This is a genomic window from Pseudoxanthomonas sp. F37 (assembly GCF_022965755.1).
Lineage (GTDB): Bacteria > Pseudomonadota > Gammaproteobacteria > Xanthomonadales > Xanthomonadaceae > Pseudoxanthomonas_A.
This window is the reverse complement of the sequence record NZ_CP095187.1, coordinates 2,902,805-2,926,456: the sequence shown is the minus strand read 5'-3', so window position 1 is coordinate 2,926,456 and position 23,652 is coordinate 2,902,805. Positions and strand designations below refer to the sequence as shown.

Here is a 23,652-nt window from a genome sequence, read left to right as displayed (position 1 = left end):
GACAGACGCATCCGCACACGCCAAAATCTCGGGCTGTTTCACCCTGGTTTGATTTGGCCGCCAGGCCTGGTCAGTCCGGTGATCCCGGAGGGATACCCAAGCGGCCAACGGGGGCAGACTGTAAATCTGCTGGCTTACGCCTTCGGTGGTTCGAATCCACCTCCCTCCACCAGCTTTCCGTTGTTGTTTCGAGTTGTAGTGGTCTCCCGGTGCGGGAGTAGTTCAATGGTAGAACTGTAGCCTTCCAAGCTACTAGTGCGGGTTCGATTCCCGTCTCCCGCTCCACTGAACGCCCGTGCAGGGTCTGCGGCAAGTCCAGGCAACACAAACAGGTTTCACGCTCACGTAGCTCAGTCGGTAGAGCACCTCCTTGGTAAGGAGGAGGTCGATGGTTCGATTCCATTCGTGAGCACCACTTCCCATTGACGATTCACGCGAGAACTAGCAGCCATGGCAAAGGGTAAATTCGAACGCACCAAGCCGCACGTGAACGTGGGCACGATTGGCCACGTTGACCACGGCAAGACGACGCTGACGGCGGCGCTGACGAAGATCGGCGCGGAGCGTTTCGGTGGCGAGTTCAAGGCGTACGACGCGATCGACGCGGCGCCGGAAGAGAAGGCGCGCGGCATCACGATTTCGACGGCGCACGTGGAATACGAATCGGCCACGCGCCACTACGCGCACGTGGACTGCCCGGGCCACGCCGACTACGTGAAGAACATGATCACCGGTGCGGCGCAGATGGACGGTGCGATCCTGGTGTGCTCGGCCGCCGACGGCCCGATGCCGCAGACGCGCGAGCACATCCTGCTGTCGCGCCAGGTGGGCGTGCCGTACATCGTCGTGTTCCTGAACAAGGCCGACATGGTGGACGACGCCGAGCTGCTGGAGCTGGTGGAGATGGAAGTCCGCGAACTGCTGAGCAAGTACGAGTTCCCGGGCGACGACACCCCGATCATCTCGGGCTCGGCCCGTCTGGCGCTGGAAGGCGACCAGAGCGAGATCGGCGTGCCGGCGATCCTGAAGCTGGTGGATGCGCTGGACACCTGGATCCCGACCCCGGAGCGCGACGTCGACAAGCCGTTCCTGATGCCGGTGGAAGACGTGTTCTCGATCTCCGGCCGCGGCACGGTGGTGACCGGTCGTATCGAGCGCGGCATCATCAAGGTGGGCGACGAAATCGAAATCGTGGGTATCCGTCCGACCCAGAAGACCACGGTCACGGGCGTGGAGATGTTCCGCAAGCTGCTGGACCAGGGCCAGGCGGGCGACAACGCCGGTCTGCTGCTGCGCGGCACCAAGCGTGACGACGTGGAGCGCGGCCAGGTGCTGGCCAAGCCGGGTTCGATCACCCCGCACACCGAGTTCGAAGCCGAAGTGTACGTGCTGAGCAAGGACGAGGGCGGCCGTCACACCCCGTTCTTCAAGGGCTACCGTCCGCAGTTCTACTTCCGCACCACCGACATCACCGGTGCGGTGCAGCTGCCGGAAGGCGTGGAGATGGTGATGCCGGGCGACAACGTGAAGATGGTGGTCACGCTGATCAACCCGGTGGCGATGGACGAAGGCCTGCGTTTTGCGATCCGCGAGGGCGGCCGCACGGTCGGCGCCGGCGTGGTGGCCAAGATCATCAAGTAAGGCCCCTGCGGTCCCGGCGACGGGTTCGCCGGACAGCGCGAAGGGCGGGCCGGAACCTCGGTCCGCCTTCGCCGTCTAAGGGAAGGTTGTAGCAAATCGATACGCCAGTAGCTCAATTGGCAGAGCAGCGGTCTCCAAAACCGCAGGTTGGGGGTTCGAGTCCCTCCTGGCGTGCCACTTCCTTCCCCGCGGAGTCCGGGTCTACCGCGCTCCCCTCGAGCTAAAGAGCGACAACTGACTTGAACAGCAAGGTCGAACAATCCAAAGCCGGCACGCCTGCGGCCGACATCGCCAAGTACGTCCTTGCGCTTGCGCTGGTCGTGGGTGGCCTGGTCGCGTGGTGGTGGTTCAACGGACAATGGGCCACGCCGCTGCGTTCGCTGGCGGTGGTCGCGGGCCTGGTGCTGGGCGCGCTGGTGTTCCTGCAGACCGGCAAGGGGCGCGATACCCGCGAATTCCTCGCCGAGTCGCGTTTCGAACTGCGCAAGGTGGTGTGGCCCACGCGCGAGGAAGCCACCCGGACCACCTGGGTGGTCATCGTGGTGGTGATCGTGCTCAGCCTGATCCTGGCCGGTTTCGACTTCGCCATCCAGGCGTTGATCGAGTGGTTCCTGAATTTTGGCCGTTGAGGAGAGTCGCTCAGTGAAGCGCTGGTATGTCGTCCATGCTTATTCCGGCTTCGAGAAGTCGGTGGCGCAGGCATTGCGCGACCGCATCGTCCGCGACGGCATGCAGGAGAAGTTCGGCGATGTGCTGGTCCCGACCGAGGAGGTCGTGGAGATGCGCTCCGGCCAGAAGCGTCGTTCCGAGCGCAAGTTCTTCCCGGGTTACGTGCTGGTCCAGATCGAAACCCATGACGAGGGTGGCATCCCGCGCATGGACAACGAAAGCTGGCACCTGGTGAAGGACACGTCCAAGGTGCTGGGCTTCATCGGCGGCACCGCCGACCGTCCGCTGCCGATCCGCGACGAGGAGGCGGCCGCCATCCTCGACCGGGTGCAGGAAGGCGTCGAGAAGCCCAGGCCCAAGGTCTTGTTCGAGCCGGGCGAGATGGTCCGCGTCACCGACGGTCCGTTCAACGACTTCAACGGCGTGGTCGAGGAAGTCAACTACGAGAAGAGCCGCCTGCGCGTGGCGGTGCTGATTTTCGGCCGCTCCACCCCGGTGGAGCTGGAGTTCGGCCAGGTCGAGAAGGCCTGAGCCGGCGGCGGGGCCGCCTGGGCGGTCCTGCCAAAAGCCTGATATACTGCGCGGCTCCCTGAACGGCTGAGCCGGCAGGGGCCATGGCCGCCTTCGGGCGGCCGTCGGCGCGTTCGAGATACGCGATGCCGGGACGCGTGATTTTCCCGGTCCGATGGGGAGCCTTCACAGGCGCTAGCACCCGGAGAGTACTCACATGGCAAAGAAAGTTGTCGGTTACATCAAGCTGCAGGTGAAGGCCGGTCAGGCCAACCCCTCGCCGCCGGTCGGTCCCGCGCTGGGCCAGCGCGGCCTGAACATCATGGAATTCTGCAAGGCGTTCAACGCCGCCACGCAGAAGCTGGAGCCGGGCCTGCCGATTCCGGTGGTCATCACGGCCTATTCCGACCGTACCTTCACCTTCATCACGAAGACGCCTCCTGCGTCGATCCTGCTGAAGAAGGCCGTCGGCATTACGTCCGGCTCCAAGCGCCCGAACACCGAGAAGGTGGGCAAGGTCACCCGCAAGCAGCTCGAGGACATCGCCAAGGCGAAGGAGCCCGACCTGACCGCGGCCGACCTGGATGCAGCGGTGCGCACGATCGCGGGTTCTGCCCGCTCCATGGGCCTGACGGTGGAGGGTTAAGAGATGGCACAGAACAAGCGACAGAAGGCCATCCTGGCCGCCGTGACCCCCGGCAAGGCGTACGCCATTGACGAGGCCCTGAAGATCGTCAAGACCGCGGTCAAGGCCAAGTTCGTCGAGTCCGTCGACGTGGCCGTGCGCCTGGGCGTGGATGCCAAGAAGTCCGACCAGCAGGTGCGCGGTTCCACCGTGCTGCCGGCCGGTACCGGCAAGTCGGTCCGCGTGGCGGTGTTCGCCCCGGCCGGCGCCAAGGCCGACGAAGCCGCCGCCGCGGGCGCCGAAGCTGTCGGCATGGACGACCTGGCCGAGAAGATGCTGGCCGGCGACATCAACTACGACGTGGTCATCGCCACGCCGGACGCGATGCGCGTGGTCGGCAAGCTGGGTACGGTCCTGGGTCCGCGCGGCCTGATGCCGAACCCGAAGGTCGGCACCGTGTCGCCGAACCCGGCCGAGGCGGTGAAGAACGCCAAGTCGGGCCAGGTGCGCTACCGCACCGACAAGGCCGGCATCATCCACTGCACCATCGGCAAGGCCAGCTTCGACGACGAAGCGCTGAAGTCGAACCTGCAGGCGCTGCTGGTCGACCTGGTGAAGGCCAAGCCGGCCACCTCGAAGGGCCAGTACCTGCAGAAGATCTCGGTCAGCTCGACCATGGGCCCCGGCGTCACCGTCGACCAGTCCTCGCTGTCCCTGAAGTAAGCAACAAGCAGGAACGAGAGGAGAGGAGTGAGGAGCGAGTAGAAGCGGCACTGCCAAGGCCCACTCGTTGCTCCTTCCTCGATAATCGTTCCCCACCTTTTGAGGGCAGTCGCCCAAGCCGGCAGACCGGCGCAAGCGACAGCCGTCAAAGACCGCAGGTGCGGTCAGCGCGCAACGACGACGGGCAGGGAAGCTCGTGCTGGCAGGGAATCGCCGTCGTGGCTAGCGGGACCGCTTAATCCATTCCCCCGGGAATGCGCCCGCGCAGATGGTGCCGCCTTCTGGAAGTTTTCTGGAGCACGACCGCAGGGTCGCCAGTCAGACAGGCCACCGACGGGACCTCCGTGTCCCCGGTATCCACGGAAGGGTGCCGTCCAGGACCGCAAGCGGCAGGAGTCGCGAGCGGAGTCAATAAGTGAGGAGTGTATGGCTCTCAATCTGTCCCAGAAGCAAGAAGTAGTCGCCGAGCTGGCAGACGTCGCCGCCAAGGCGCACTCCCTGGTCGCCGCCGAATACGCAGGCACCACGGTCAGTCAGATGACCGCGATGCGCAAGAAGGCCCGCGAGACCGGCGTGTACTTGAAGGTTGTCAAAAACACGCTGGCCGTGCGTGCCGTGGCCGGTACCGAATTCGAGGTTGTCCAGGACAAGCTCGTCGGTCCGCTGCTGTATGCGTTTTCGACCGAGGAACCCGGCGCTGCCGGTCGCCTGATCAAGGAATTCGCCAAGGGTAACGACAAGCTGCAGCCGAAGGTCGTCTCCGTGGGTGGCCAGCTGTATCCGGCCAGCCATGTGGAAGTCCTGGCGTCGCTGCCGACCCGCGAACAGGCGCTGGCCATGCTGGCCCGTGTCCTGGCCGAACCGGCCTCGATGTTTGCCCGCGCCGTCAAGGCCGTGGCCGACAAGCAGGGTGGTGGCGAAGCGCCGGCGGAAGCCGCCGCCGAAGCCCCGGCCGAAGCCTGATCCGACGTCTTCTACGGTTCTACGAACCCTAATCCCAGATAATTTCCAAAGGTAAACACAATGTCCCTTTCCAACGAGCAGATCGTCGACGCCATCGCCGGCAAGACCCTGATGGAAGTGATGGAGCTGGTCAAGGCCATCGAAGAGAAGTTCGGCGTCTCCGCCGCCGCCCCGGTCGTCGCCGCTGCCGGTCCGGCCGCCGCCGCCGCCCCGGTCGAAGAGCAGACCGAGTTCACCATCGTCCTGAAGGACGCCGGTGCGAAGAAGGTCGACGTCATCAAGGCCGTCCGCGCCATCACGGGCCTGGGCCTGAAGGAAGCCAAGGACCTCACCGAGGCCGGCGGCGTCCTGAAGGAAGGCGTGTCGAAGGAAGACGCCGACAAGTTCAAGAAGGACCTCGAAGCCGCTGGTGCGAGCGTCGAAGTCAAGTAAGCCGTATCCGTCGCCGGTCCACTCAGGCGACAACCCGAGGCCGGGGGCGAAAGCCCCTGGCCTTCGGTCGTTTCAACGGGAAGAGGGAATAGGGAATAGGGAATCGCACGAGCGCAGGGCCATTCTCCGCCCGCTGGCGATTCTCCATTCCCTATTCCCGATTCCCGTCCAAGCGAGTTTGTAGTTGGAAGTAGCAGCAGAGGGCGTGCTGGTGCCGGCAATACCAGCGACTTCCAACTGAAAATTCCCCCGTTCGAAAGAATGTCCCCCGTGCGGTCGCGGACGCGCGCCCCACGCTGCCAAAGGCACAGTCACATGACGACATATTCGTTCACCGAAAAGAAGCGCATCCGCAAGGACTTCGGCAAGCAGCGCTCCATCCTCGAAGTCCCGTTCCTGCTGGCCATCCAGGTCGACTCCTACCGCGAATTCCTGCAGGAGCACACCGATCCGACCAAGCGCGAGGACCGTGGCCTGCACGCCGCGCTGAAGTCGGTCTTCCCGATCGCCAGCTACAGCGGCAACGCCGCGCTGGAGTACGTCGGCTACAAGCTGGGCGAGCCGGTGTTCGACGAGCGCGAGTGCCGCAACCGCGGCCTGAGCTACGGCGCCCCGCTGCGCGTGACCGTGCGCCTGGTGATCTACGACCGCGAGTCGTCCACCAAGGCCATCAAGTACGTGAAGGAACAGGAGGTCTACCTGGGCGAAATCCCGCTGATGACCGACAACGGCACCTTCATCGTCAACGGCACCGAGCGCGTCATCGTCTCGCAGCTGCACCGTTCGCCCGGCGTGTTCTTCGACCACGACCGCGGCAAGACCCACAGCTCGGGCAAGCTGCTGTACAGCGCGCGCATCATTCCCTACCGCGGCTCCTGGCTGGACTTCGAGTTCGACCCGAAGGACGCGCTGTTCACGCGTATCGACCGCCGCCGCAAGCTGCCGGTCTCGATCCTGCTGCGCGCGCTGGGCTACTCCAACGAGGAGATGCTCAACGAGTTCTTCGACGTCAACACCTTCCACATCCTGCCCGAAGGCGTGCAGCTGGAACTGGTCGCCGAGCGCCTGCGCGGCGAGACGCTGAACTTCGACCTGGCCGATGGCGACAAGGTCATCGTGGAAGCCGGCAAGCGCATCACCGCGCGCCACGTGAAGCAGCTTGAGCAGTCGGGCATCGCCGCGCTGGCCGTGCCGGACGAATACCTGGTGGGCCGCATCCTGTCGCACGACGTGATCGATGCCGGCACCGGCGAACTGCTGGCCGCCGCCAACGACGAGATCACCGACGACCAGCTGGCCAAGTTCCGCAAGGCCGGCGTGGACGCCGTGGGCACGCTGTGGGTCAACGACCTGGACCGCGGTCCCTACCTGTCCAACACCCTGCGCATCGATCCGACCAAGACCCAGCTGGAAGCGCTGGTCGAGATCTACCGCATGATGCGCCCGGGCGAGCCGCCGACCAAGGACGCCGCGCAGAACCTGTTCCACAACCTGTTCTTCACCTTCGAGCGCTACGACCTGTCCAACGTCGGCCGCATGAAGTTCAACCGCCGCGTGGGCCGCAAGGAAACCACCGGCGAAGCCGTGCTGTACGACAAGAAGTACTTCGGCGCGCGCAACGATGAAGAAGCCAAGCGCCTGGTCGCCAGCCTGGGCGAGACCTCGGACATCCTGGACGTGATCAAGGTCCTGACCGAGATCCGCAACGGCCGCGGTACCGTGGACGACATCGACCACCTGGGCAACCGCCGCGTGCGTTCGGTCGGCGAAATGGCCGAGAACGTGTTCCGCGTGGGCCTGGTCCGCGTCGAGCGCGCGGTGAAGGAGCGCCTGTCGATGGCCGAGTCCGAAGGCCTGACGCCGCAGGAGCTGATCAACGCCAAGCCGGTGGCCGCCGCGATCAAGGAGTTCTTCGGTTCCTCGCAGCTGTCCCAGTTCATGGACCAGAACAACCCGCTGTCGGAAGTCACCCACAAGCGCCGCGTCTCGGCCCTCGGCCCGGGCGGCCTGACCCGCGAGCGCGCCGGCTTCGAAGTGCGCGACGTGCACCCGACCCATTACGGCCGCGTCTGCACCATCGAGACGCCGGAAGGCCCGAACATCGGCCTGATCAATTCGCTGGCCGTGTACGCGCGCACCAACAGCTACGGCTTCCTCGAGACGCCGTACCGCAAGGTGGTGGACGGCGTGATCACCGACGAGATCGAGTACCTGTCGGCGATCGAGGAGAACGAGTACGTCATCGCGCAGGCCAACGCCCTGCACGACGCCAAGAGCCGCCTGACCGAACAGTTCGTGCCGTGCCGTTTCCAGGGCGAATCGCTGCTGAAGCCGCCGAGCGAAGTGGACTACATGGACGTCTCGCCCATGCAGACCGTGTCGGTCGCCGCGGCGCTGGTGCCGTTCCTGGAGCACGACGACGCCAACCGCGCGCTGATGGGCGCCAACATGCAGCGCCAGGCCGTGCCGACGCTGCGTGCGCAGAAGCCGCTGGTCGGCACCGGCATCGAGCGCGCCGTGGCGCGCGACTCCGGCGTGACCGTGAACGCCCGCCGCGGCGGCGTGGTCGAGCAGATCGACGCCGGTCGCATCGTGGTCAAGGTCAACGAAGTCGAGATCTCCGGCGAAACCGATGCCGGCGTCGACATCTACTCGCTGATCAAGTACACGCGCTCCAACCAGAACACCTGCATCAACCAGCGTCCGCTGGTGAACGTGGGTGACGTGGTCGCGCGCGGCGACGTGCTGGCCGACGGTCCCTCGACCGACATCGGCGAGCTGGCGCTGGGCCAGAACATGCTGATCGCGTTCATGCCGTGGAACGGCTACAACTTCGAAGACTCCATCCTGCTCTCCGAGCGCGTGGTGGAAGAGGATCGCTACACCACGATCCACATCGAAGAACTGACCTGCGTCGCGCGCGACACCAAGCTGGGCCCGGAGGAAATCTCCGCCGACATCCCGAACGTCTCCGAGCAGGCGCTGAACCGCCTCGACGAGAGCGGCGTGGTGTACATCGGCGCCGAGGTGCGCGCCGGCGACATCATGGTCGGCAAGGTCACGCCGAAGGGCGAAAGCCAGCTGACCCCGGAAGAGAAGCTGCTGCGCGCGATCTTCGGCGAGAAGGCTTCCGACGTGAAGGACAGCTCGCTGCGCGTGCCGCCGGGCATGGACGGCACCGTCATCGACGTGCAGGTCTTCACCCGCGACGGCATCGAGAAGGACAAGCGCGCGCGCCAGATCGAAGAGAACGAGATCAAGCGCGTCAAGAAGGACTTCGACGACCAGTTCCGCATCCTGGAAGGCGCCATCTACGCCCGCCTGCGTTCGCAGCTGGTCGGCAAGGTCGCCAACGGCGGTCCGGCCGGGCTGAAGAAGGGCGACGCGATCACCGACGCGTACCTGGACGGCCTGAAGAAGTCCGAGTGGTTCACCCTGCGCATGAAGGACGACGACGCCTCCGACGCCATCGAACGCGCCCAGATGCAGATCCAGGCGCACGAGAAGGAGTTCGAGCGTCGCTTCGCCGACAAGCGCGGCAAGATCACCGCCGGCGACGACCTCGCCCCGGGCGTGCTGAAGATGGTCAAGGTCTACCTGGCCGTGAAGCGCCGCATCCAGCCGGGCGACAAGATGGCCGGCCGCCACGGCAACAAGGGTGTCGTGTCGACGATCGTGCCCGTCGAGGACATGCCGTACATGGCCACCGGCGAGACCGTGGACATCGTGCTGAACCCGCTGGGCGTGCCCTCGCGCATGAACATCGGCCAGGTGCTGGAAGTCCACCTGGGCTGGGCCGCGAAGGGACTGGGCAAGAAGATCCAGGACATGCTGGACGCCCAGGCCAAGGTCGCCGACCTGCGCAAGTTCCTGACCCAGATCTACAACCACGACCAGAAGCTGGGCGAGGACCGCGTGGACCTGGACCAGTTCAGCGATGCCGAACTGATCGCGCTGGCCAAGAACCTGACCGACGGCGTGCCGATGGCCACCCCGGTGTTCGACGGCGCGGCGGAAACCGAGATCAAGCACATGCTCGAACTCGCGGACCTGCCGATCAGCGGCCAGACCCAGCTGTACGACGGCCGCACCGGCGAGGCGTTCGACCGCCACACCACGGTCGGCTACATGCACATGCTGAAGCTGAACCACCTGGTGGACGACAAGATGCACGCGCGTTCGACCGGTCCGTACTCGCTCGTCACCCAGCAGCCGCTGGGCGGCAAGGCGCAGTTCGGCGGCCAGCGCTTCGGTGAAATGGAAGTCTGGGCGCTGGAAGCCTACGGCGCGGCGCACACCCTGCAGGAAATGCTGACGGTCAAGTCGGACGACGTGCAGGGCCGCAACCAGATGTACAAGAACATCGTCGATGGTGCCCACGAGATGGTCGCGGGCATGCCGGAATCCTTCAACGTGCTGGTGAAGGAAATCCGCTCGCTCGCCATCAACATGGAACTGGAAGATTAAGGGCAGGGAATGGGGAATCGGGAATAGGGAATCGCAGGCGCGACAGCAGACTGCGAATCACCGAACTCCCGGCTCCCCGCTTCCGACTATTCCCCCCGTCCTATTCCCGATTCCCGTCTCCAACGGAGAAACAAAATGAAAGACCTGCTCAACCTCTTCAACCAGCAGCGCCAGACGCTGGACTTCGACGCGATCAAGATCGCGCTGGCCTCGCCGGACCTGATCCGTTCGTGGTCCTTCGGCGAAGTGAAGAAGCCGGAAACCATCAACTACCGCACGTTCAAGCCCGAACGCGACGGCCTGTTCTGCTCGGCGATCTTCGGGCCGATCAAGGACTACGAGTGCCTGTGCGGCAAGTACAAGCGCATGAAGCACCGCGGCGTGGTCTGCGAGAAGTGCGGCACGGAAGTGACGCTGGCCAAGGTGCGCCGCGAGCGCATGGGCCACATCGACCTGGCCAGCCCGGTCGCGCACATCTGGTTCCTGAAGTCGCTGCCGTCGCGCATCGGCCTGATGCTGGACATGACCCTGCGCGACATCGAGCGCGTGCTGTACTTCGAAGCCTACGTCGTCACCGAGCCGGGCCTGACCTCGCTCGAGCGCCGCCAGCTGCTGACCGAAGAGCAGTTCATGCAGGCGCGCCAGGAGCATGGCGACGATTTCGACGCCGCCATGGGCGCCGAAGCCGTCTACGACCTGCTGCGCACCATCGACCTGCAGGCCGAAATGGTGAACCTGCGCGAGGAGATCGCCAGCACCAACTCCGAGACCAAGCTCAAGCGCCTCACCAAGCGCATCAAGCTGATCGAGGCGTTCCTGGAATCGGGCAACCGTCCGGAATGGATGGTCATGACCGTGCTGCCCGTGCTGCCGCCGGACCTGCGTCCGCTGGTGCCGCTGGATGGCGGCCGCTTCGCGACGTCCGACCTGAACGACCTGTACCGCCGCGTCATCAACCGCAACAACCGCCTGCGCCGCCTGCTCGAGCTCAACGCCCCCGACATCATCGTGCGCAACGAGAAGCGCATGCTGCAGGAGTCGGTGGACGCCCTGATGGACAACGGCCGCCGCGGCCGCGCCATCACCGGCACCAACAAGCGCCCGCTCAAGTCGCTGGCCGACATGATCAAGGGCAAGCAGGGCCGTTTCCGCCAGAACCTGCTGGGCAAGCGCGTCGACTACTCCGGCCGTTCGGTCATCGTGGTCGGCCCGACCCTGCGCCTGCACGAGTGCGGCCTGCCGAAGAAGATGGCGCTGGAGCTGTTCAAGCCGTTCGTGTTCGCCAAGCTGCAGCGTCGTGGCCTGGCCACCACCATCAAGGCCGCCAAGAAGCTGGTCGAGCGCGAAGAAGCCGACGTCTGGGATATCCTGGAAGAGGTCATCCGCGAACATCCGGTGCTGCTGAACCGCGCGCCGACCCTGCACCGCCTGGGCATCCAGGCGTTCGAGCCGGTGCTGATCGAAGGCAAGGCCATCCAGCTGCACCCGCTGGTCTGCACCGCGTTCAACGCCGACTTCGACGGTGACCAGATGGCCGTCCACGTGCCGCTGTCGCTGGAAGCCCAGCTGGAAGCGCGCGCGCTGATGATGTCCTCCAACAACATCCTGTCGCCGGCCAACGGCGAGCCGATCATCGTGCCGTCGCAGGACGTCGTGCTGGGCCTGTACTACATGACCCGCGCGCTGGAGAACAAGAAGGGCGAGGGCATGGCGTTCGCCAACATCGCCGAGGTCAAGCGCGCCTACGACAACCGCGCCGTCGAGCTGCACGCCAAGGTCAAGGTCCGCATCAGCGGCACCGTGATCGACGAGGACGGCGGCCGCAGCCAGCAGACCAGCATCGTGGACACCACGATCGGTCGCGCCCTGCTGGCCGAGATCCTGCCCGAAGGTCTGCCGTTCGCTCTGGTCAACACCGAGCTTAACAAGAAGGCCATCAGCCGCCTGATCAACTCCAGCTACCGCATGCTGGGCCTGAAGGACACCGTGGTGTTCGCCGACAAGCTGATGTACACCGGCTTCGCGTACGCCACGCGCGCCGGCGTCTCCATCGGCATCGACGACATGCTGATCCCGGCCGAGAAGAAGGGCATCCTGGGCGAGGCCGAACAGGAAGTGCTGGAGATCCAGGAGCAGTACCAGAGCGGCCTGGTCACCGCCGGCGAGCGCTACAACAAGGTGGTCGACATCTGGTCGCGCACCAACGAGCGCATCGCCAAGGCGATGATGGACACCATCGGCACCGACAAGGTGAAGAACGCCAAGGGCGAGACCATCAACGAGAAGTCGATGAACTCGCTGTACATCATGGCCGACTCCGGCGCCCGTGGCAGCCAGGCGCAGATCCGCCAGCTGGCCGGCATGCGCGGCCTGATGGCCCGTCCCGACGGTTCGATCATCGAGACGCCCATCAAGGCGAACTTCCGCGAAGGCCTGAACGTGCAGGAGTACTTCAACTCCACCCACGGTGCCCGCAAGGGCCTGGCCGATACGGCGCTGAAGACCGCCAACTCCGGTTACCTGACCCGTCGCCTGGTCGATGTGGCGCAGGACGTGGTGATCACCGAGGTCGACTGCGGCACGCAGGAAGGCCTCACCATGACCCCGATCGTGGAAGGCGGCGACGTGGTCGAGCCGCTGCGCGACCGCGTGCTGGGCCGCATCGTGGCCGAGGACGTGTTCCTGCCCGGCAACGACGAGGACCCCATCGTCACCCGCAACACGCTGCTGGACGAAGCCTGGGTGCAGAAGCTGGAAGATGCCGGCGTGCAGTCCCTGAAGGTGCGTTCCACCATCACCTGCGAATCCGACTTCGGCGTGTGCGCGCATTGCTACGGCCGCGACCTGGCCCGTGGCCACATCGTCAACATCGGCGAAGCGGTCGGCGTCATCGCCGCGCAGTCGATCGGCGAGCCCGGCACCCAGCTGACCATGCGTACGTTCCACATCGGTGGCGCGGCCTCGCGTGCGGCGGCGGTGGACAACATCACCGTCAAGACCACCGGCTCGATCAAGTTCAACAACCTGAAGTTCGTCGAACACGCGAACGGCAGCCTGGTCGCGGTGTCGCGTTCGGGCGAACTGTCGGTGCTCGACGGCCATGGCCGCGAGCGCGAGCGCTACAAGCTGCCCTATGGCGCCACCATCAACGTCAAGGACGGCGACCAGATCACCGCTGGCCAGGCCGTGGCGAACTGGGATCCGCACAACCACCCGATCGTGTCGGAAGTGGCCGGTTTCGTGCGCTTCGTCGACTTCGTGGACGGCGTCACCGTCATCGAGAAGACCGACGAACTGACCGGCCTGGCCTCGCGCGAGATCACCGATCCCAAGCGTCGCGGCTCGCAGGGCAAGGACCTGCGCCCGATCGTCCGCATCGTGGACAAGGACGGCAAGGACCTGAGCATCCCGGGCACCGACCTGCCGGCGCAGTACCTGCTGCCGCCGCGCTCCATCGTCAACCTGCAGGACGGCGCGCCCGTCGGCGTGGGCGACGTGGTCACCAAGGTGCCGCAGGAAGCGTCCAAGACCCGCGACATCACCGGCGGTCTGCCGCGCGTGGCCGACCTGTTCGAAGCCCGCAAGCCGAAGGACCCGGCTATCCTGGCCGAGCGTTCCGGCATCATCAGCTTCGGCAAGGACACCAAGGGCAAGCAGCGCCTGATCATCAAGGACACCGATGGTTCCGAGCACGAGGAGCTGATTCCGAAGTTCCGCCAGATCATCGTGTTCGAAGGCGAACACGTGGCCAAGGGCGAAACCATCGTGGACGGCGAGCCCAGCCCGCAGGACATCCTGCGCCTGCTGGGCGTCGAGCCGCTGGCGGCCTACCTGGTGAAGGAGATCCAGGACGTGTACCGCCTGCAGGGCGTGAAGATCAACGACAAGCACATCGAGGTGATCACCCGCCAGATGCTGCGCAAGGTCGAGATCACCGATGCCGGCAACAGCAAGTTCCTGGCCGGCGAGCAGGTCGAGAAGCAGCGCGTGATCGAGGAGAACGCCAAGCTGGCCGCACGCAACGAGCTGCCGGCCAAGTACGACCCCGTGCTGCTGGGCATCACCAAGGCCTCGCTGGCCACCGAGTCGTTCATCTCGGCGGCGTCGTTCCAGGAGACCACCCGCGTGCTGACCGAGGCGGCCGTCCGCGGCACCCGCGACACTCTGCGTGGCCTGAAGGAGAACGTCATCGTCGGTCGCCTGATCCCGGCCGGTACCGGCCTGGCGTACCACAACCAGCGCCGCCGCAACGCCTCCGGCCTGACCGAAGCCGAGGTCGACGCCCTGTCCGGCGTCGTCAGCGAGCCGGTCGCCCCGGCGGCCGTGGCGTCTGACGAGGCCGGCGAGGAGTCCAGCGCCAGCTAAATCCGTACCACCCGACGGCCCCCGGGCCGTCCCAGACCACGAAAAGAGGCGCAGGACGCGCCTCGTTTTCGGCCCAGGAAGGGCGGGATCGCAGTCAGTTGGCAGGCACCCACCCCCGTCGCGTTGACGGTAGGGCGGGTGGCCGGCTATACTTTTCCGTCTAGGTGGGCCGTCTTGCGGCCTGCCTTCGTTTTCATGTCAAACAAGGCTCCGGCCTTCACACGAAGAATCCACTATGGCAACCGTCAATCAGCTGGTCCGCAAGCCGCGGCAGGCCCCCACGTACAAGAGCCAGTCGCCCGCGCTGGACAACTGCCCGCAGCGTCGCGGCGTGTGCACCCGTGTCTATACGACCACCCCGAAGAAGCCGAACTCGGCCCTGCGCAAGGTCGCCAAGGTGCGCCTGACCAACCAGGAAGAGATCATCAGCTACATCGGCGGTGAAGGCCACAACCTGCAGGAGCACTCGGTGGTGCTCGTGCGCGGCGGTCGTGTGAAGGACCTGCCGGGCGTGCGTTACCACACCGTGCGCGGCTCGCTGGACGCCTCGGGCGTCGCCAAGCGCCGCCAGGGCCGTTCCAAGTACGGCGCCAAGCGTCCCAAGGCTTAAGGAATAAACGAACATGTCGCGCAAAGGCTCTGCCCCCCAACGTGAAATCCTGCCGGACCCCAAGCACGGCAGCCAGACGATCGCCCGCTTCATCAACATGGTGATGCTGAGCGGCAAGAAGTCCGTCGCCGAGAAGATCGTCTACGGCGCCATGGATGTGATCGGCGAGAAGAACCCGAACGCCCTGGAACTGGTCGAGAAGGCGCTCGACAACGTCTCTCCGGCCGTCGAGGTGAAGTCCCGCCGCGTCGGCGGCGCCACCTACCAGGTGCCGGTCGAAGTGCGTTCCTCGCGCCGCATGGCGCTGGCGATGCGCTGGCTGATCGAGTCCGCCCGCAAGCGCGGCGAGAACTCGATGCCGCGCAAGCTGGCCGCCGAACTGCTGGATGCCTCCGAGAACCGCGGTGGCGCCATCAAGAAGCGTGAAGAGACCCATCGCATGGCGGAAGCGAACAAGGCGTTCGCGCACTACCGCTGGTAACGGCCTGCGGGCCCTTGCGATCAAGGGCCCCCGGCACCATCTAGGTGCCCCTGGGACGCGCTCCAGCGTCCCGATCCCGAAGGCCGCCGAAAGGCGGCATTCGGCCATCTGAAGATCCGCCCTCCACGGAAGGCCACGGCATCCCGCCGGCCCTCCATCAGAAAAGAGAGACTGTCGTGGCTCGCACCACTCCCATCGAGCGTTACCGCAATTTCGGCATCATGGCGCACATCGACGCCGGCAAGACCACCACGTCCGAGCGCATCCTGTTCTACACCGGCGTCAGCCACAAGATCGGTGAAGTGCACGACGGTGCCGCGACCATGGACTGGATGGAGCAGGAGCAGGAGCGCGGCATCACCATCACGTCCGCCGCCACCACGGCGTTCTGGACGGGCATGGACAAGTCCCTGCCGCAGCACCGCTTCAACATCATCGACACCCCCGGGCACGTGGACTTCACCATCGAAGTCGAGCGCTCGCTGCGCGTGCTCGATGGCGCGGTGTTCGTGCTGTGCGCCGTCGGCGGCGTGCAGCCGCAGTCCGAGACCGTGTGGCGCCAGGCCAACAAGTACGCCGTGCCGCGCCTCGCCTTCGTCAACAAGATGGACCGTACCGGCGCCAACTTCGACAAGGTGGTCGACCAGCTGAAGACGCGCCTGGGTGCGTACCCGGTGCCGATGCAGGTGCCGGTCGGCGCCGAGGACGGCTTCGAGGGCGTGATCGACCTGCTGAAGATGAAGTACATCCACTGGGATGTCGCCTCGCAGGGCACCAAGTTCGAATACCGCGACATCCCGGCCGAGCTGGCCGAGCGCGCGGCGACCGACCGTGCCTTCATGGTCGAGGCCGCGGCCGAGGCCAGCGAAGAGCTGATGGACAAGTACCTCAACGAAGGCGACCTGTCCGAGGCCGAGATCATCGCCGGCCTGCGCGAGCGCACCCTGAAGGTCGAGGTGATCCCGGTTTACTGCGGCAGCGCGTTCAAGAACAAGGGCGTGCAGGCCATGCTGGACGGCGTGATCCAGCTGCTGCCCTCGCCGACCGATCGTCCGCCGGTGCAGGGCATCGACGAGAACGAGAAGGAAGACAGCCGCAAGGCGGGCGACAACGAGCCGTTCTCGGCGCTGGCGTTCAAGATCATGACGGATCCGTTCGTGGGTTCGCTGACGTTCTTCCGCGTCTACTCGGGCGTGCTCAATTCGGGCGACCAGGTCTACAACCCGGTCAAGTCGAAGAAGGAGCGCGTGGGCCGCATCCTGCAGATGCACTCCAACCAGCGCGACGAGATCAAGGAAGTGCGCGCCGGCGACATCGCCGCGGCGGTGGGCCTGAAGGACGTCACCACCGGCGACACGCTGTGCTCGCAGGACCACATCATCACCCTGGAGCGCATGGTGTTCCCGGAGCCCGTCATCTCGATGGCGGTGGAGCCGAAGACCAAGTCCGACCAGGAGAAGATGGGCCTGGCCCTGGGCCGGCTGGCGCAGGAAGACCCTTCGTTCCGCGTGCGCACCGACGAGGAATCCGGCCAGACCATCATCTCCGGCATGGGCGAGCTGCACCTGGAAATCATCGTTGACCGCATGAAGCGCGAATTCAACGTGGAAGCCAACGTGGGCAAGCCGCAGGTGGCCTACCGCGAGACCATCCGCAAGGCCGTCAAGCAGGAAGGCAAGTTCGTGCGCCAGTCGGGCGGTCGCGGCCAGTACGGCCACATCGTCATCGAAATGTCGCCGGTCGAGCGCGGCGTGGGCTTCTCGTACGAGAGCGCCATCGTCGGCGGCGTCGTGCCGAAGGAATACGTCGCCGCGGCGGGCAAGGGCATCGAAGACGCCATGAAGAGCGGCCCGCTGGCCGGCTTCCCGGTCGTCGACATCGCCATCAAGGCCGTCGACGGTTCGTTCCATGACGTGGACTCCAACGAAATGGCGTTCAAGGTCGCCGGCTCGATGGCGTTCAAGGAAGCCTTCAGCAAGGCGCAGCCGGTGCTGCTGGAGCCGATGATGAAGGTCGAAATCGTCACCCCGGAAGACTATCTGGGCGACGTGATGGGCGACGTCAGCCGTCGTCGCGGCATCCTGCAGGGCCAGGACGACAGTCCGTCCGGCAAGGTGATCAACGCGATGGTGCCGCTGGGCGAAATGTTCGGCTACGCCACCACGCTGCGCTCGATGTCGCAGGGCCGCGCCACGTTCTCGATGGAATTCGACCATTACGCGGAAGCGCCGGCCAACATCGCCGACGCGGTCGTCAAGAAGAACTAAATGACGTGATGGGTGGTCCGGGATCCGTGATTCGCAAGAGCACGGGTCCCGCATCAAGCCAGTCACGAATCACGAATCACGAATCGCAGAGGTAAAGACAATGGCAAAGGGTAAATTCGAACGCACCAAGCCGCACGTGAACGTGGGCACGATTGGCCACGTTGACCACGGCAAGACGACGCTGACGGCGGCGCTGACGAAGATCGGCGCGGAGCGTTTCGGTGGCGAGTTCAAGGCGTACGACGCGATCGACGCGGCGCCGGAAGAGAAGGCGCGCGGCATCACGATTTCGACGGCGCACGTGGAATACGAATCGGCCACGCGCCACTACGCGCACGTGGACTGCCCGGGCCACGCCGACTACGTGAAGAACATGATCACCGGTGCGGCGCAGATGGACGGTGCGATCCTGGTGTGCTCGGCCGCCGACGGCCCGATGCCGCAGACGCGCGAGCACATCCTGCTGTCGCGCCAGGTGGGCGTGCCGTACATCGTCGTGTTCCTGAACAAGGCCGACATGGTGGACGACGCCGAGCTGCTGGAGCTGGTGGAGATGGAAGTCCGCGAACTGCTGAGCAAGTACGAGTTCCCGGGCGACGACACCCCGATCATCTCGGGCTCGGCCCGTCTGGCGCTGGAAGGCGACCAGAGCGAGATCGGCGTGCCGGCGATCCTGAAGCTGGTGGATGCGCTGGACACCTGGATCCCGACCCCGGAGCGCGACGTCGACAAGCCGTTCCTGATGCCGGTGGAAGACGTGTTCTCGATCTCCGGCCGCGGCACGGTGGTGACCGGTCGTATCGAGCGCGGCATCATCAAGGTGGGCGACGAAATCGAAATCGTGGGTATCCGTCCGACCCAGAAGACCACGGTCACGGGCGTGGAGATGTTCCGCAAGCTGCTGGACCAGGGCCAGGCGGGCGACAACGCCGGTCTGCTGCTGCGCGGCACCAAGCGTGACGACGTGGAGCGCGGCCAGGTGCTGGCCAAGCCGGGTTCGATCACCCCGCACACCGAGTTCGAAGCCGAAGTGTACGTGCTGAGCAAGGACGAGGGCGGCCGTCACACCCCGTTCTTCAAGGGCTACCGTCCGCAGTTCTACTTCCGCACCACCGACATCACCGGTGCGGTGCAGCTGCCGGAAGGCGTGGAGATGGTGATGCCGGGCGACAACGTGAAGATGGTGGTCACGCTGATCAACCCGGTGGCGATGGACGAAGGCCTGCGTTTTGCGATCCGCGAGGGCGGCCGCACGGTCGGCGCCGGCGTGGTGGCCAAGATCATCAAGTAAGGCCCTGAGCCGGGCGGGCCTTGCCCGCCCGACTTCGTCGGGCCGTCATTCCCGCGCGGGCGGGGATCCATGGCCTGATCGCAGTGTCACGGGTCGCAGGCGCAGGGCGCTTGCCACCCCGGCAACAGCCGGCTACAATGCCGGCCCCCGAATGGCGACCCGCTATTCAGGATCGCAATATCCGCCGGCGCCCCCTGGGAGGAGGCCGGCCTACCGCGAAAAGAGGTGCAGGAAGCGCCTCGTGTTCGCCAGACACGGAGTGTCGCGTGCCATCCTGCAGGCTTCGGCCGGGCAGGGCGCCCTGGTGGTTGACGGGGTGTGTCACGCGTCCTATACTTTCATGTCTGGGCGGGCCGGTTTACCGGCCTGCCTTGTTTTTCAGGAAGAATCCCCAGCCGGTTCAGGTGCTTTCCGCTCGTGGAGTCCTCGCGGGCGGTGGGGAAATGGATCAGCTCGGACTAACCGGGGCAAGGCATCCCAGAGGCCGCGCCCGTCGCTCTTTAACGAAGGAAATTTCCGTCATGGCGGACCAAAAGATCCGAATCCGGCTCAAGGCGTACGATCATCGTCTGATCGACCGCTCGGCCAGCGAGATCGTTGAAACGGCCAAGCGGACCGGCGCGCAGGTGCGCGGCCCGATCCCGCTGCCGACCAAGATCGAGCGTTTCACCATCCTGGTGTCCCCGCACGTCGACAAGGACGCGCGCGACCAGTATGAGACCCGCACGCACAAGCGCGTGCTCGACATCGTCGACCCCAACGACAAGACCGTGGACGCGCTGATGAAGCTCGAGCTCGCGGCTGGCGTCGACGTGCAGATCAAGCTGACCTGAGGCACACGACCATGACCGCGAAGAAATATTCGTTGGGTCTCGTCGGCCGCAAGGCCGGCATGACCCGCGTGTTCACCGAAGATGGCAAGTCCATTCCGGTGACGCTGATCGAAGCAACCCCGAACCGCATCACCCAGATCAAGACCCCGGAAACCGACGGCTACAGTGCCGTGCAGGTCGCCGTGGGCACCCGTCGCGCCTCGCTCGTCACCAAGCCGGTGGCCGGCCACCTGGCCAAGGCCAAGGTCGAAGCCGGTCGTGGCCTGTGGGAGCTGCGCGTGGAAGCCGACAAGCTGGGCGACTTCACCGTCGGCGGCGAGATCAAGGCCGACATCTTCGAAGTCGGCCAGATCGTCGACGTCCAGGGCGTCACCAAGGGCAAGGGCTTCCAGGGCACCATCAAGCGCTGGAACTTCCGCATGGGCGACGCCACCCACGGCAACTCGCTGTCGCATCGCGCGCCGGGTTCGCTGGGTCAGCGCCAGACGCCGGGTCGCGTGTTCCCGGGCAAGAAGATGTCCGGCCACATGGGTGCCGTGCAGCAGAGCACGCAGAACCTGGAAGTCGTCCGCGTGGACGCCGAGCGCGGCCTGATCGCCGTCCGCGGCGCCGTGCCGGGTGCGCCGGGTGGCGACGTGATCGTGCGTCCGGCGAGCAAGGGTTGAGGAGAACGACCATGGAACTAGCCATTACAGGTAGCGCCAACAAGCTGTCGGTCTCCGACGACGTGTTCGGCCGCGAATTCAGCGAGGATCTGGTCCACCAGGTCGTCGTTGCCTACCGCAACGCCGGTCGTGCCGGCACCAAGGCGCAGAAGACCCGCGCCGAGGTGAACGGCACCACCAAGAAGTCCAAGAAGCAGAAGGGCGGCGGCGCCCGTCACGGCGCCCTGACCGCGCCGATCTTCGTCGGCGGCGGCGTGACCTTCGCGGCCAAGCCGCGCAGCTTCTCGCAGAAGGTGAACCGCAAGATGTACCGCGCGGCCATCAGCTCGATCCTGTCGGAGCTGAACCGCCAGAACCGCCTGAAGGTCGTGGAAGCGTTCGATGTGGACGCCGCCAAGACCAGCGCCCTGATCGAAAAGCTGAAGGGCCTGGATCTGGGCAAGCGCCCGCTGATCGTCACCGAGGATGCTTCCGAGCACCTGTACCTGTCCGCCCGCAATCTTCCCTACGTGGAAGTGCGCGACGTGCAGGGCCTGGATCCGGCGGCGCTGGTCGGTGCCGACTCCGTGCTGATCACGGCCGACGCCATCAAGAAGATCGAGGAGTGGCTGGCATGATCAGCAACGAAAAGATTTTTGCCGTGCTGCGTGCTCCGCGCGTCTCCGAGAAGACCGTGCGCCTGCAGGAACTCTCCAACCAATACGTCTTCGAAGTCTCGAACGATGCCACCAAGGCCGATGTCAAGGCCGCGGTCGAGCAGCTGTTCGACGTCAAGGTCGAGACGGTCAACGTGGTGAACGTGAAGGGCAAGAACAAGTCCTTCCGCAACCGCGCCGGCCGCCGCGGCGACTGGCGCAAGGCGTACGTGCGTCTGGCCGATGGTCAGGCCATCGACGTGTCGGCCAAGGCCTGAGGTAGACCCACATGCCATTGATGAAATTCAAGCCCACCTCCCCCGGTCGCCGTTCGGCGGTCCGCGTGGTGACGCCCGACCTGCACAAGGGTGCCCCGCATGCTGCGCTGCTCGAGAAGCAGAGCAAGTCCGGCGGTCGCAACCACCACGGTCGCATCACCACCCGTCATATCGGCGGTGGCCACAAGCAGCATTACCGCATCATCGACTTCAAGCGCGACAAGGAAGGCATCCCGGCGCGCGTGGAGCGGATCGAATACGATCCCAACCGCACCGCGCACATCGCGCTGCTGTGCTACGTCGATGGCGAGCGCCGTTACATCATCGCCCCCAAGGGCCTGAAGGCCGGTGACCAGGTCATCGCCGGCAGCGACGCGCCGATCAAGGCCGGCAATACGCTGCCGCTGCGCAACATCCCGGTCGGTACGACGATCCACGGCATCGAGCTGAAGCCGGGCAAGGGCGCGCAGATCGCCCGCGCCGCCGGCGCCGCCGTGCAGCTGGTCGCCCGCGAGCAGGGTTTCGCCACGCTGCGCCTCCGCTCCGGCGAGATGCGCAAGGTGCAGGTCGAGTGCCGCGCCACGGTGGGCGAAGTCGGCAACGACGAGCACAGCCTGGAGAAGCTGGGCAAGGCCGGCGCCAAGCGCTGGCGCGGTGTCAAGCCGACCGTCCGCGGCGCGGCCATGAACCCCGTCGACCACCCGCATGGTGGTGGTGAGGCCAAGGCCGGCCAGGGCAACCCGCACCCGGTCACCCCGTGGGGTGTTCCGACCAAGGGTTACAAGACGCGCAAGAACAAGCGCACGCAGCAATTCATCGTCCGCGATCGTAGGGGCTAATCGACCATGGCACGTTCACTCAAGAAGGGCCCGTTCGTCGATCATCACCTCGTCAAGAAGGTGGAATCCGCGGGCGGCAGCAAGAAGCCGATCAAGACCTGGTCGCGCCGTTCGATGATCCTGCCGGAAATGGTGGGCTTCACGATCGCCATCCACAATGGCAAGAACCACGTTCCGGTGCTGGTCAACGAGAACATGGTCGGCCACAAGCTCGGCGAGTTTGCCGTCACCCGTACCTTCAAGGGTCACGGTGGCGACAAGAAAGCCGGCGGCAAGAAGTAAGGAGAGATGACCATGGAAGCGAAAGCCATCCTGCGCACCGCGCGCATCTCCCCCCAGAAGGCCCGCCTGGTCGCTGACCAGGTGCGCGGGCTGCCGGCCGAGCGCGCCGTCAACCTGCTGAAGTTCTCGGACAAGAAGGCGGCCCACCTGATCAAGAAGGTCGTGGAGTCCGCCATCGCCAACGCCGAGAACAACCAGGGCGCCGACGTCGACGAGCTGAAGGTCAAGACCATCATGGTCGACGAAGGTCCGATGCTGAAGCGTTTCATGGCCCGCGCCAAGGGCCGTGGCACCCGCATTCTGAAGCGCACCAGCCACATCACCGTGGTCGTGGGCGAGGGCAAATAAGTATGGGTCACAAAGTTCATCCGACCGGTATCCGCCTGGGCATCGCCAAGGACTGGAATTCCAAGTGGTTCGCCAACAAGCGCGACTACGCCGACTATCTGGCCGCGGACCTCAAGGTGCGCGAGATGCTTCGCAAGAAGCTGGCCCAGGCCGGCATTTCCAAGATCCTGATCGAGCGTCCGGCCAAGACCGCCCGCGTGACCATCCACACCGCCCGCCCGGGCGTGGTGATCGGCAAGCGCGGTGAGGACATCGAGAAGCTGCGCAAGGAAGTGAGCGACCTGATGGGCGTCCCGGCGCACATCAACGTCACCGAAGTGCGCAAGCCCGAGCTGGACGCCCAGCTGGTGGCCGAATCGATCGCGCAGCAGCTGGAGCGCCGCATCATGTTCCGCCGCGCCATGAAGCGCGCCGTGGGCAATGCGATGCGCCTGGGTGCCCTGGGCATCAAGGTCAACGTGGCCGGCCGCCTCAACGGTGCGGAAATCGCCCGCTCCGAGTGGTACCGCGAAGGCCGTGTGCCGCTGCACACGCTGCGTGCCGACATCGATTACGGTTTTGCCGAGGCGAAGACCACCTACGGCATCATCGGCATCAAGGTGTGGGTCTACAAGGGCGAAATCTTCGATTTCAGCCAGGTGGGTCAGGAGAAGCAGGACGACGCGCGCCCCGAGCGCAGCGAGCGTCCTTCGCGCCCGGCTCGTGACCGCGACGCGAGGTAATCAGTC

General features: G+C 65.4%; 21 protein-coding genes and 4 tRNA genes. All 25 read left to right on the top strand.

The annotated features are described in order from the left end of the window. The first annotated feature begins 86 nt into the window (after positions 1-86). The 25 genes from MUU77_RS13825 (at position 87) to rpsC (ending at position 23,646) form a co-directional block, all read left to right on the top strand. Positions 87-172, top strand: a tRNA-Tyr gene (locus MUU77_RS13825). A gap of 39 nt (positions 173-211) precedes the next feature. Then, positions 212-285 (top strand) — tRNA-Gly (locus MUU77_RS13820). Positions 286-339: 54 nt separating this feature from the next. Then, positions 340-415: transfer RNA gene (locus MUU77_RS13815), tRNA-Thr, on the top strand. 35 nt (positions 416-450) lie between these two features. Then, positions 451-1,641, top strand: a complete 1,191-nt coding sequence (gene tuf / locus MUU77_RS13810; RefSeq protein ID WP_162109794.1) for an elongation factor Tu — start codon at positions 451-453, stop codon at positions 1,639-1,641. 101 nt (positions 1,642-1,742) lie between these two features. Continuing rightward, positions 1,743-1,818, top strand: a tRNA-Trp gene (locus tag MUU77_RS13805). 62 nt (positions 1,819-1,880) lie between these two features. Then, on the top strand, positions 1,881-2,270 hold the full coding sequence (gene secE / locus MUU77_RS13800) for a preprotein translocase subunit SecE (protein ID WP_185895428.1): 390 nt from the start codon (positions 1,881-1,883) through the stop codon (positions 2,268-2,270). Between the two features lie 13 nt (positions 2,271-2,283). Then, positions 2,284-2,841 (top strand): transcription termination/antitermination protein NusG, encoded by a 558-nt coding sequence (gene nusG, locus MUU77_RS13795; protein ID WP_142126302.1) that lies wholly within the window; start codon positions 2,284-2,286, stop codon positions 2,839-2,841. Positions 2,842-3,037: 196 nt separating this feature from the next. Then, on the top strand, positions 3,038-3,466 hold the full coding sequence (rplK, locus tag MUU77_RS13790) for a 50S ribosomal protein L11 (protein ID WP_055945202.1): 429 nt from the start codon (positions 3,038-3,040) through the stop codon (positions 3,464-3,466). A gap of 3 nt (positions 3,467-3,469) precedes the next feature. Beyond that, complete coding sequence (gene rplA, locus MUU77_RS13785) at positions 3,470-4,168, top strand: 50S ribosomal protein L1 (protein WP_245087947.1); 699 nt, start codon at positions 3,470-3,472, stop codon at positions 4,166-4,168. A 426-nt stretch (positions 4,169-4,594) separates the two neighbouring features. Continuing rightward, the gene (gene rplJ / locus MUU77_RS13780; protein WP_245087944.1) at positions 4,595-5,131 is read left to right on the top strand and encodes a 50S ribosomal protein L10; all 537 of its coding nucleotides are present in this window, start codon (positions 4,595-4,597) and stop codon (positions 5,129-5,131) included. A gap of 60 nt (positions 5,132-5,191) precedes the next feature. Continuing rightward, the gene (rplL, locus tag MUU77_RS13775; RefSeq protein ID WP_245087940.1) at positions 5,192-5,563 is read left to right on the top strand and encodes a 50S ribosomal protein L7/L12; all 372 of its coding nucleotides are present in this window, start codon (positions 5,192-5,194) and stop codon (positions 5,561-5,563) included. Between the two features lie 315 nt (positions 5,564-5,878). Beyond that, positions 5,879-10,030 (top strand): DNA-directed RNA polymerase subunit beta, encoded by a 4,152-nt coding sequence (gene rpoB / locus MUU77_RS13770; RefSeq protein WP_245087937.1) that lies wholly within the window; start codon positions 5,879-5,881, stop codon positions 10,028-10,030. A gap of 135 nt (positions 10,031-10,165) precedes the next feature. After that, positions 10,166-14,395, top strand: a complete 4,230-nt coding sequence (gene rpoC / locus MUU77_RS13765) for a DNA-directed RNA polymerase subunit beta' (RefSeq protein WP_245087934.1) — start codon at positions 10,166-10,168, stop codon at positions 14,393-14,395. 235 nt (positions 14,396-14,630) lie between these two features. Beyond that, positions 14,631-15,005: a 30S ribosomal protein S12 gene (gene rpsL / locus MUU77_RS13760; RefSeq protein ID WP_055945224.1), complete on the top strand. Its 375-nt coding sequence runs from the start codon at positions 14,631-14,633 to the stop codon at positions 15,003-15,005. A gap of 13 nt (positions 15,006-15,018) precedes the next feature. After that, positions 15,019-15,486: a 30S ribosomal protein S7 gene (gene rpsG / locus MUU77_RS13755; protein WP_056879074.1), complete on the top strand. Its 468-nt coding sequence runs from the start codon at positions 15,019-15,021 to the stop codon at positions 15,484-15,486. A gap of 176 nt (positions 15,487-15,662) precedes the next feature. After that, positions 15,663-17,753, top strand: a complete 2,091-nt coding sequence (fusA, locus tag MUU77_RS13750) for an elongation factor G (RefSeq protein WP_245087931.1) — start codon at positions 15,663-15,665, stop codon at positions 17,751-17,753. A gap of 100 nt (positions 17,754-17,853) precedes the next feature. Next, a complete protein-coding gene (gene tuf, locus MUU77_RS13745; protein WP_162109794.1) occupies positions 17,854-19,044 on the top strand; it encodes an elongation factor Tu in 1,191 nt (396 codons plus the stop codon). Between the two features lie 521 nt (positions 19,045-19,565). Beyond that, positions 19,566-19,877: a 30S ribosomal protein S10 gene (rpsJ, locus tag MUU77_RS13740; RefSeq protein WP_162109793.1), complete on the top strand. Its 312-nt coding sequence runs from the start codon at positions 19,566-19,568 to the stop codon at positions 19,875-19,877. 11 nt (positions 19,878-19,888) lie between these two features. Further along, the gene (rplC, locus tag MUU77_RS13735; protein WP_245087928.1) at positions 19,889-20,542 is read left to right on the top strand and encodes a 50S ribosomal protein L3; all 654 of its coding nucleotides are present in this window, start codon (positions 19,889-19,891) and stop codon (positions 20,540-20,542) included. A gap of 11 nt (positions 20,543-20,553) precedes the next feature. Then, a complete protein-coding gene (gene rplD / locus MUU77_RS13730; RefSeq protein WP_245087925.1) occupies positions 20,554-21,159 on the top strand; it encodes a 50S ribosomal protein L4 in 606 nt (201 codons plus the stop codon). Continuing rightward, positions 21,156-21,455 (top strand): 50S ribosomal protein L23, encoded by a 300-nt coding sequence (gene rplW, locus MUU77_RS13725; RefSeq protein WP_055941273.1) that lies wholly within the window; start codon positions 21,156-21,158, stop codon positions 21,453-21,455. The genes rplD and rplW overlap by 4 nt, the downstream gene beginning before the upstream one ends. Before the next feature lie 11 nt (positions 21,456-21,466). Next, positions 21,467-22,294: a 50S ribosomal protein L2 gene (rplB, locus tag MUU77_RS13720; RefSeq protein WP_192310112.1), complete on the top strand. Its 828-nt coding sequence runs from the start codon at positions 21,467-21,469 to the stop codon at positions 22,292-22,294. 6 nt (positions 22,295-22,300) lie between these two features. Then, positions 22,301-22,576: a 30S ribosomal protein S19 gene (gene rpsS / locus MUU77_RS13715; RefSeq protein WP_245087922.1), complete on the top strand. Its 276-nt coding sequence runs from the start codon at positions 22,301-22,303 to the stop codon at positions 22,574-22,576. A gap of 12 nt (positions 22,577-22,588) precedes the next feature. Then, positions 22,589-22,924 (top strand): 50S ribosomal protein L22, encoded by a 336-nt coding sequence (gene rplV / locus MUU77_RS13710; RefSeq protein ID WP_055943295.1) that lies wholly within the window; start codon positions 22,589-22,591, stop codon positions 22,922-22,924. 2 nt (positions 22,925-22,926) lie between these two features. Next, the gene (rpsC, locus tag MUU77_RS13705; RefSeq protein WP_056878821.1) at positions 22,927-23,646 is read left to right on the top strand and encodes a 30S ribosomal protein S3; all 720 of its coding nucleotides are present in this window, start codon (positions 22,927-22,929) and stop codon (positions 23,644-23,646) included. The last annotated feature ends 6 nt before the right edge of the window (positions 23,647-23,652 follow it).

Bases quoted from the DNA above. Each gene is read 5' to 3' on its own strand.
- rplV (WP_055943295.1), top strand. From the start codon at position 22,589: ATGGAAGCGAAAGCCATCCTGCGCACCGCGCGCATCTCCCCCCAGAAG.
- rplL (WP_245087940.1), top strand. From the start codon at position 5,192: ATGTCCCTTTCCAACGAGCAGATCGTCGACGCCATCGCCGGCAAGACC.
- rplC (WP_245087928.1), top strand. From the start codon at position 19,889: ATGACCGCGAAGAAATATTCGTTGGGTCTCGTCGGCCGCAAGGCCGGC.
- rpsL (WP_055945224.1), top strand. From the start codon at position 14,631: ATGGCAACCGTCAATCAGCTGGTCCGCAAGCCGCGGCAGGCCCCCACG.
- rpsS (WP_245087922.1), top strand. From the start codon at position 22,301: ATGGCACGTTCACTCAAGAAGGGCCCGTTCGTCGATCATCACCTCGTC.
- rpoB (WP_245087937.1), top strand. From the start codon at position 5,879: ATGACGACATATTCGTTCACCGAAAAGAAGCGCATCCGCAAGGACTTC.
- tuf (WP_162109794.1), top strand. From the start codon at position 17,854: ATGGCAAAGGGTAAATTCGAACGCACCAAGCCGCACGTGAACGTGGGC.
- tuf (WP_162109794.1), top strand. From the start codon at position 451: ATGGCAAAGGGTAAATTCGAACGCACCAAGCCGCACGTGAACGTGGGC.
- rpsG (WP_056879074.1), top strand. From the start codon at position 15,019: ATGTCGCGCAAAGGCTCTGCCCCCCAACGTGAAATCCTGCCGGACCCC.
- rplW (WP_055941273.1), top strand. From the start codon at position 21,156: ATGATCAGCAACGAAAAGATTTTTGCCGTGCTGCGTGCTCCGCGCGTC.
- rplJ (WP_245087944.1), top strand. From the start codon at position 4,595: ATGGCTCTCAATCTGTCCCAGAAGCAAGAAGTAGTCGCCGAGCTGGCA.
- rpoC (WP_245087934.1), top strand. From the start codon at position 10,166: ATGAAAGACCTGCTCAACCTCTTCAACCAGCAGCGCCAGACGCTGGAC.
- rplK (WP_055945202.1), top strand. From the start codon at position 3,038: ATGGCAAAGAAAGTTGTCGGTTACATCAAGCTGCAGGTGAAGGCCGGT.
- rplA (WP_245087947.1), top strand. From the start codon at position 3,470: ATGGCACAGAACAAGCGACAGAAGGCCATCCTGGCCGCCGTGACCCCC.
- rplB (WP_192310112.1), top strand. From the start codon at position 21,467: ATGCCATTGATGAAATTCAAGCCCACCTCCCCCGGTCGCCGTTCGGCG.
- rplD (WP_245087925.1), top strand. From the start codon at position 20,554: ATGGAACTAGCCATTACAGGTAGCGCCAACAAGCTGTCGGTCTCCGAC.
- rpsJ (WP_162109793.1), top strand. From the start codon at position 19,566: ATGGCGGACCAAAAGATCCGAATCCGGCTCAAGGCGTACGATCATCGT.
- rpsC (WP_056878821.1), top strand. From the start codon at position 22,927: ATGGGTCACAAAGTTCATCCGACCGGTATCCGCCTGGGCATCGCCAAG.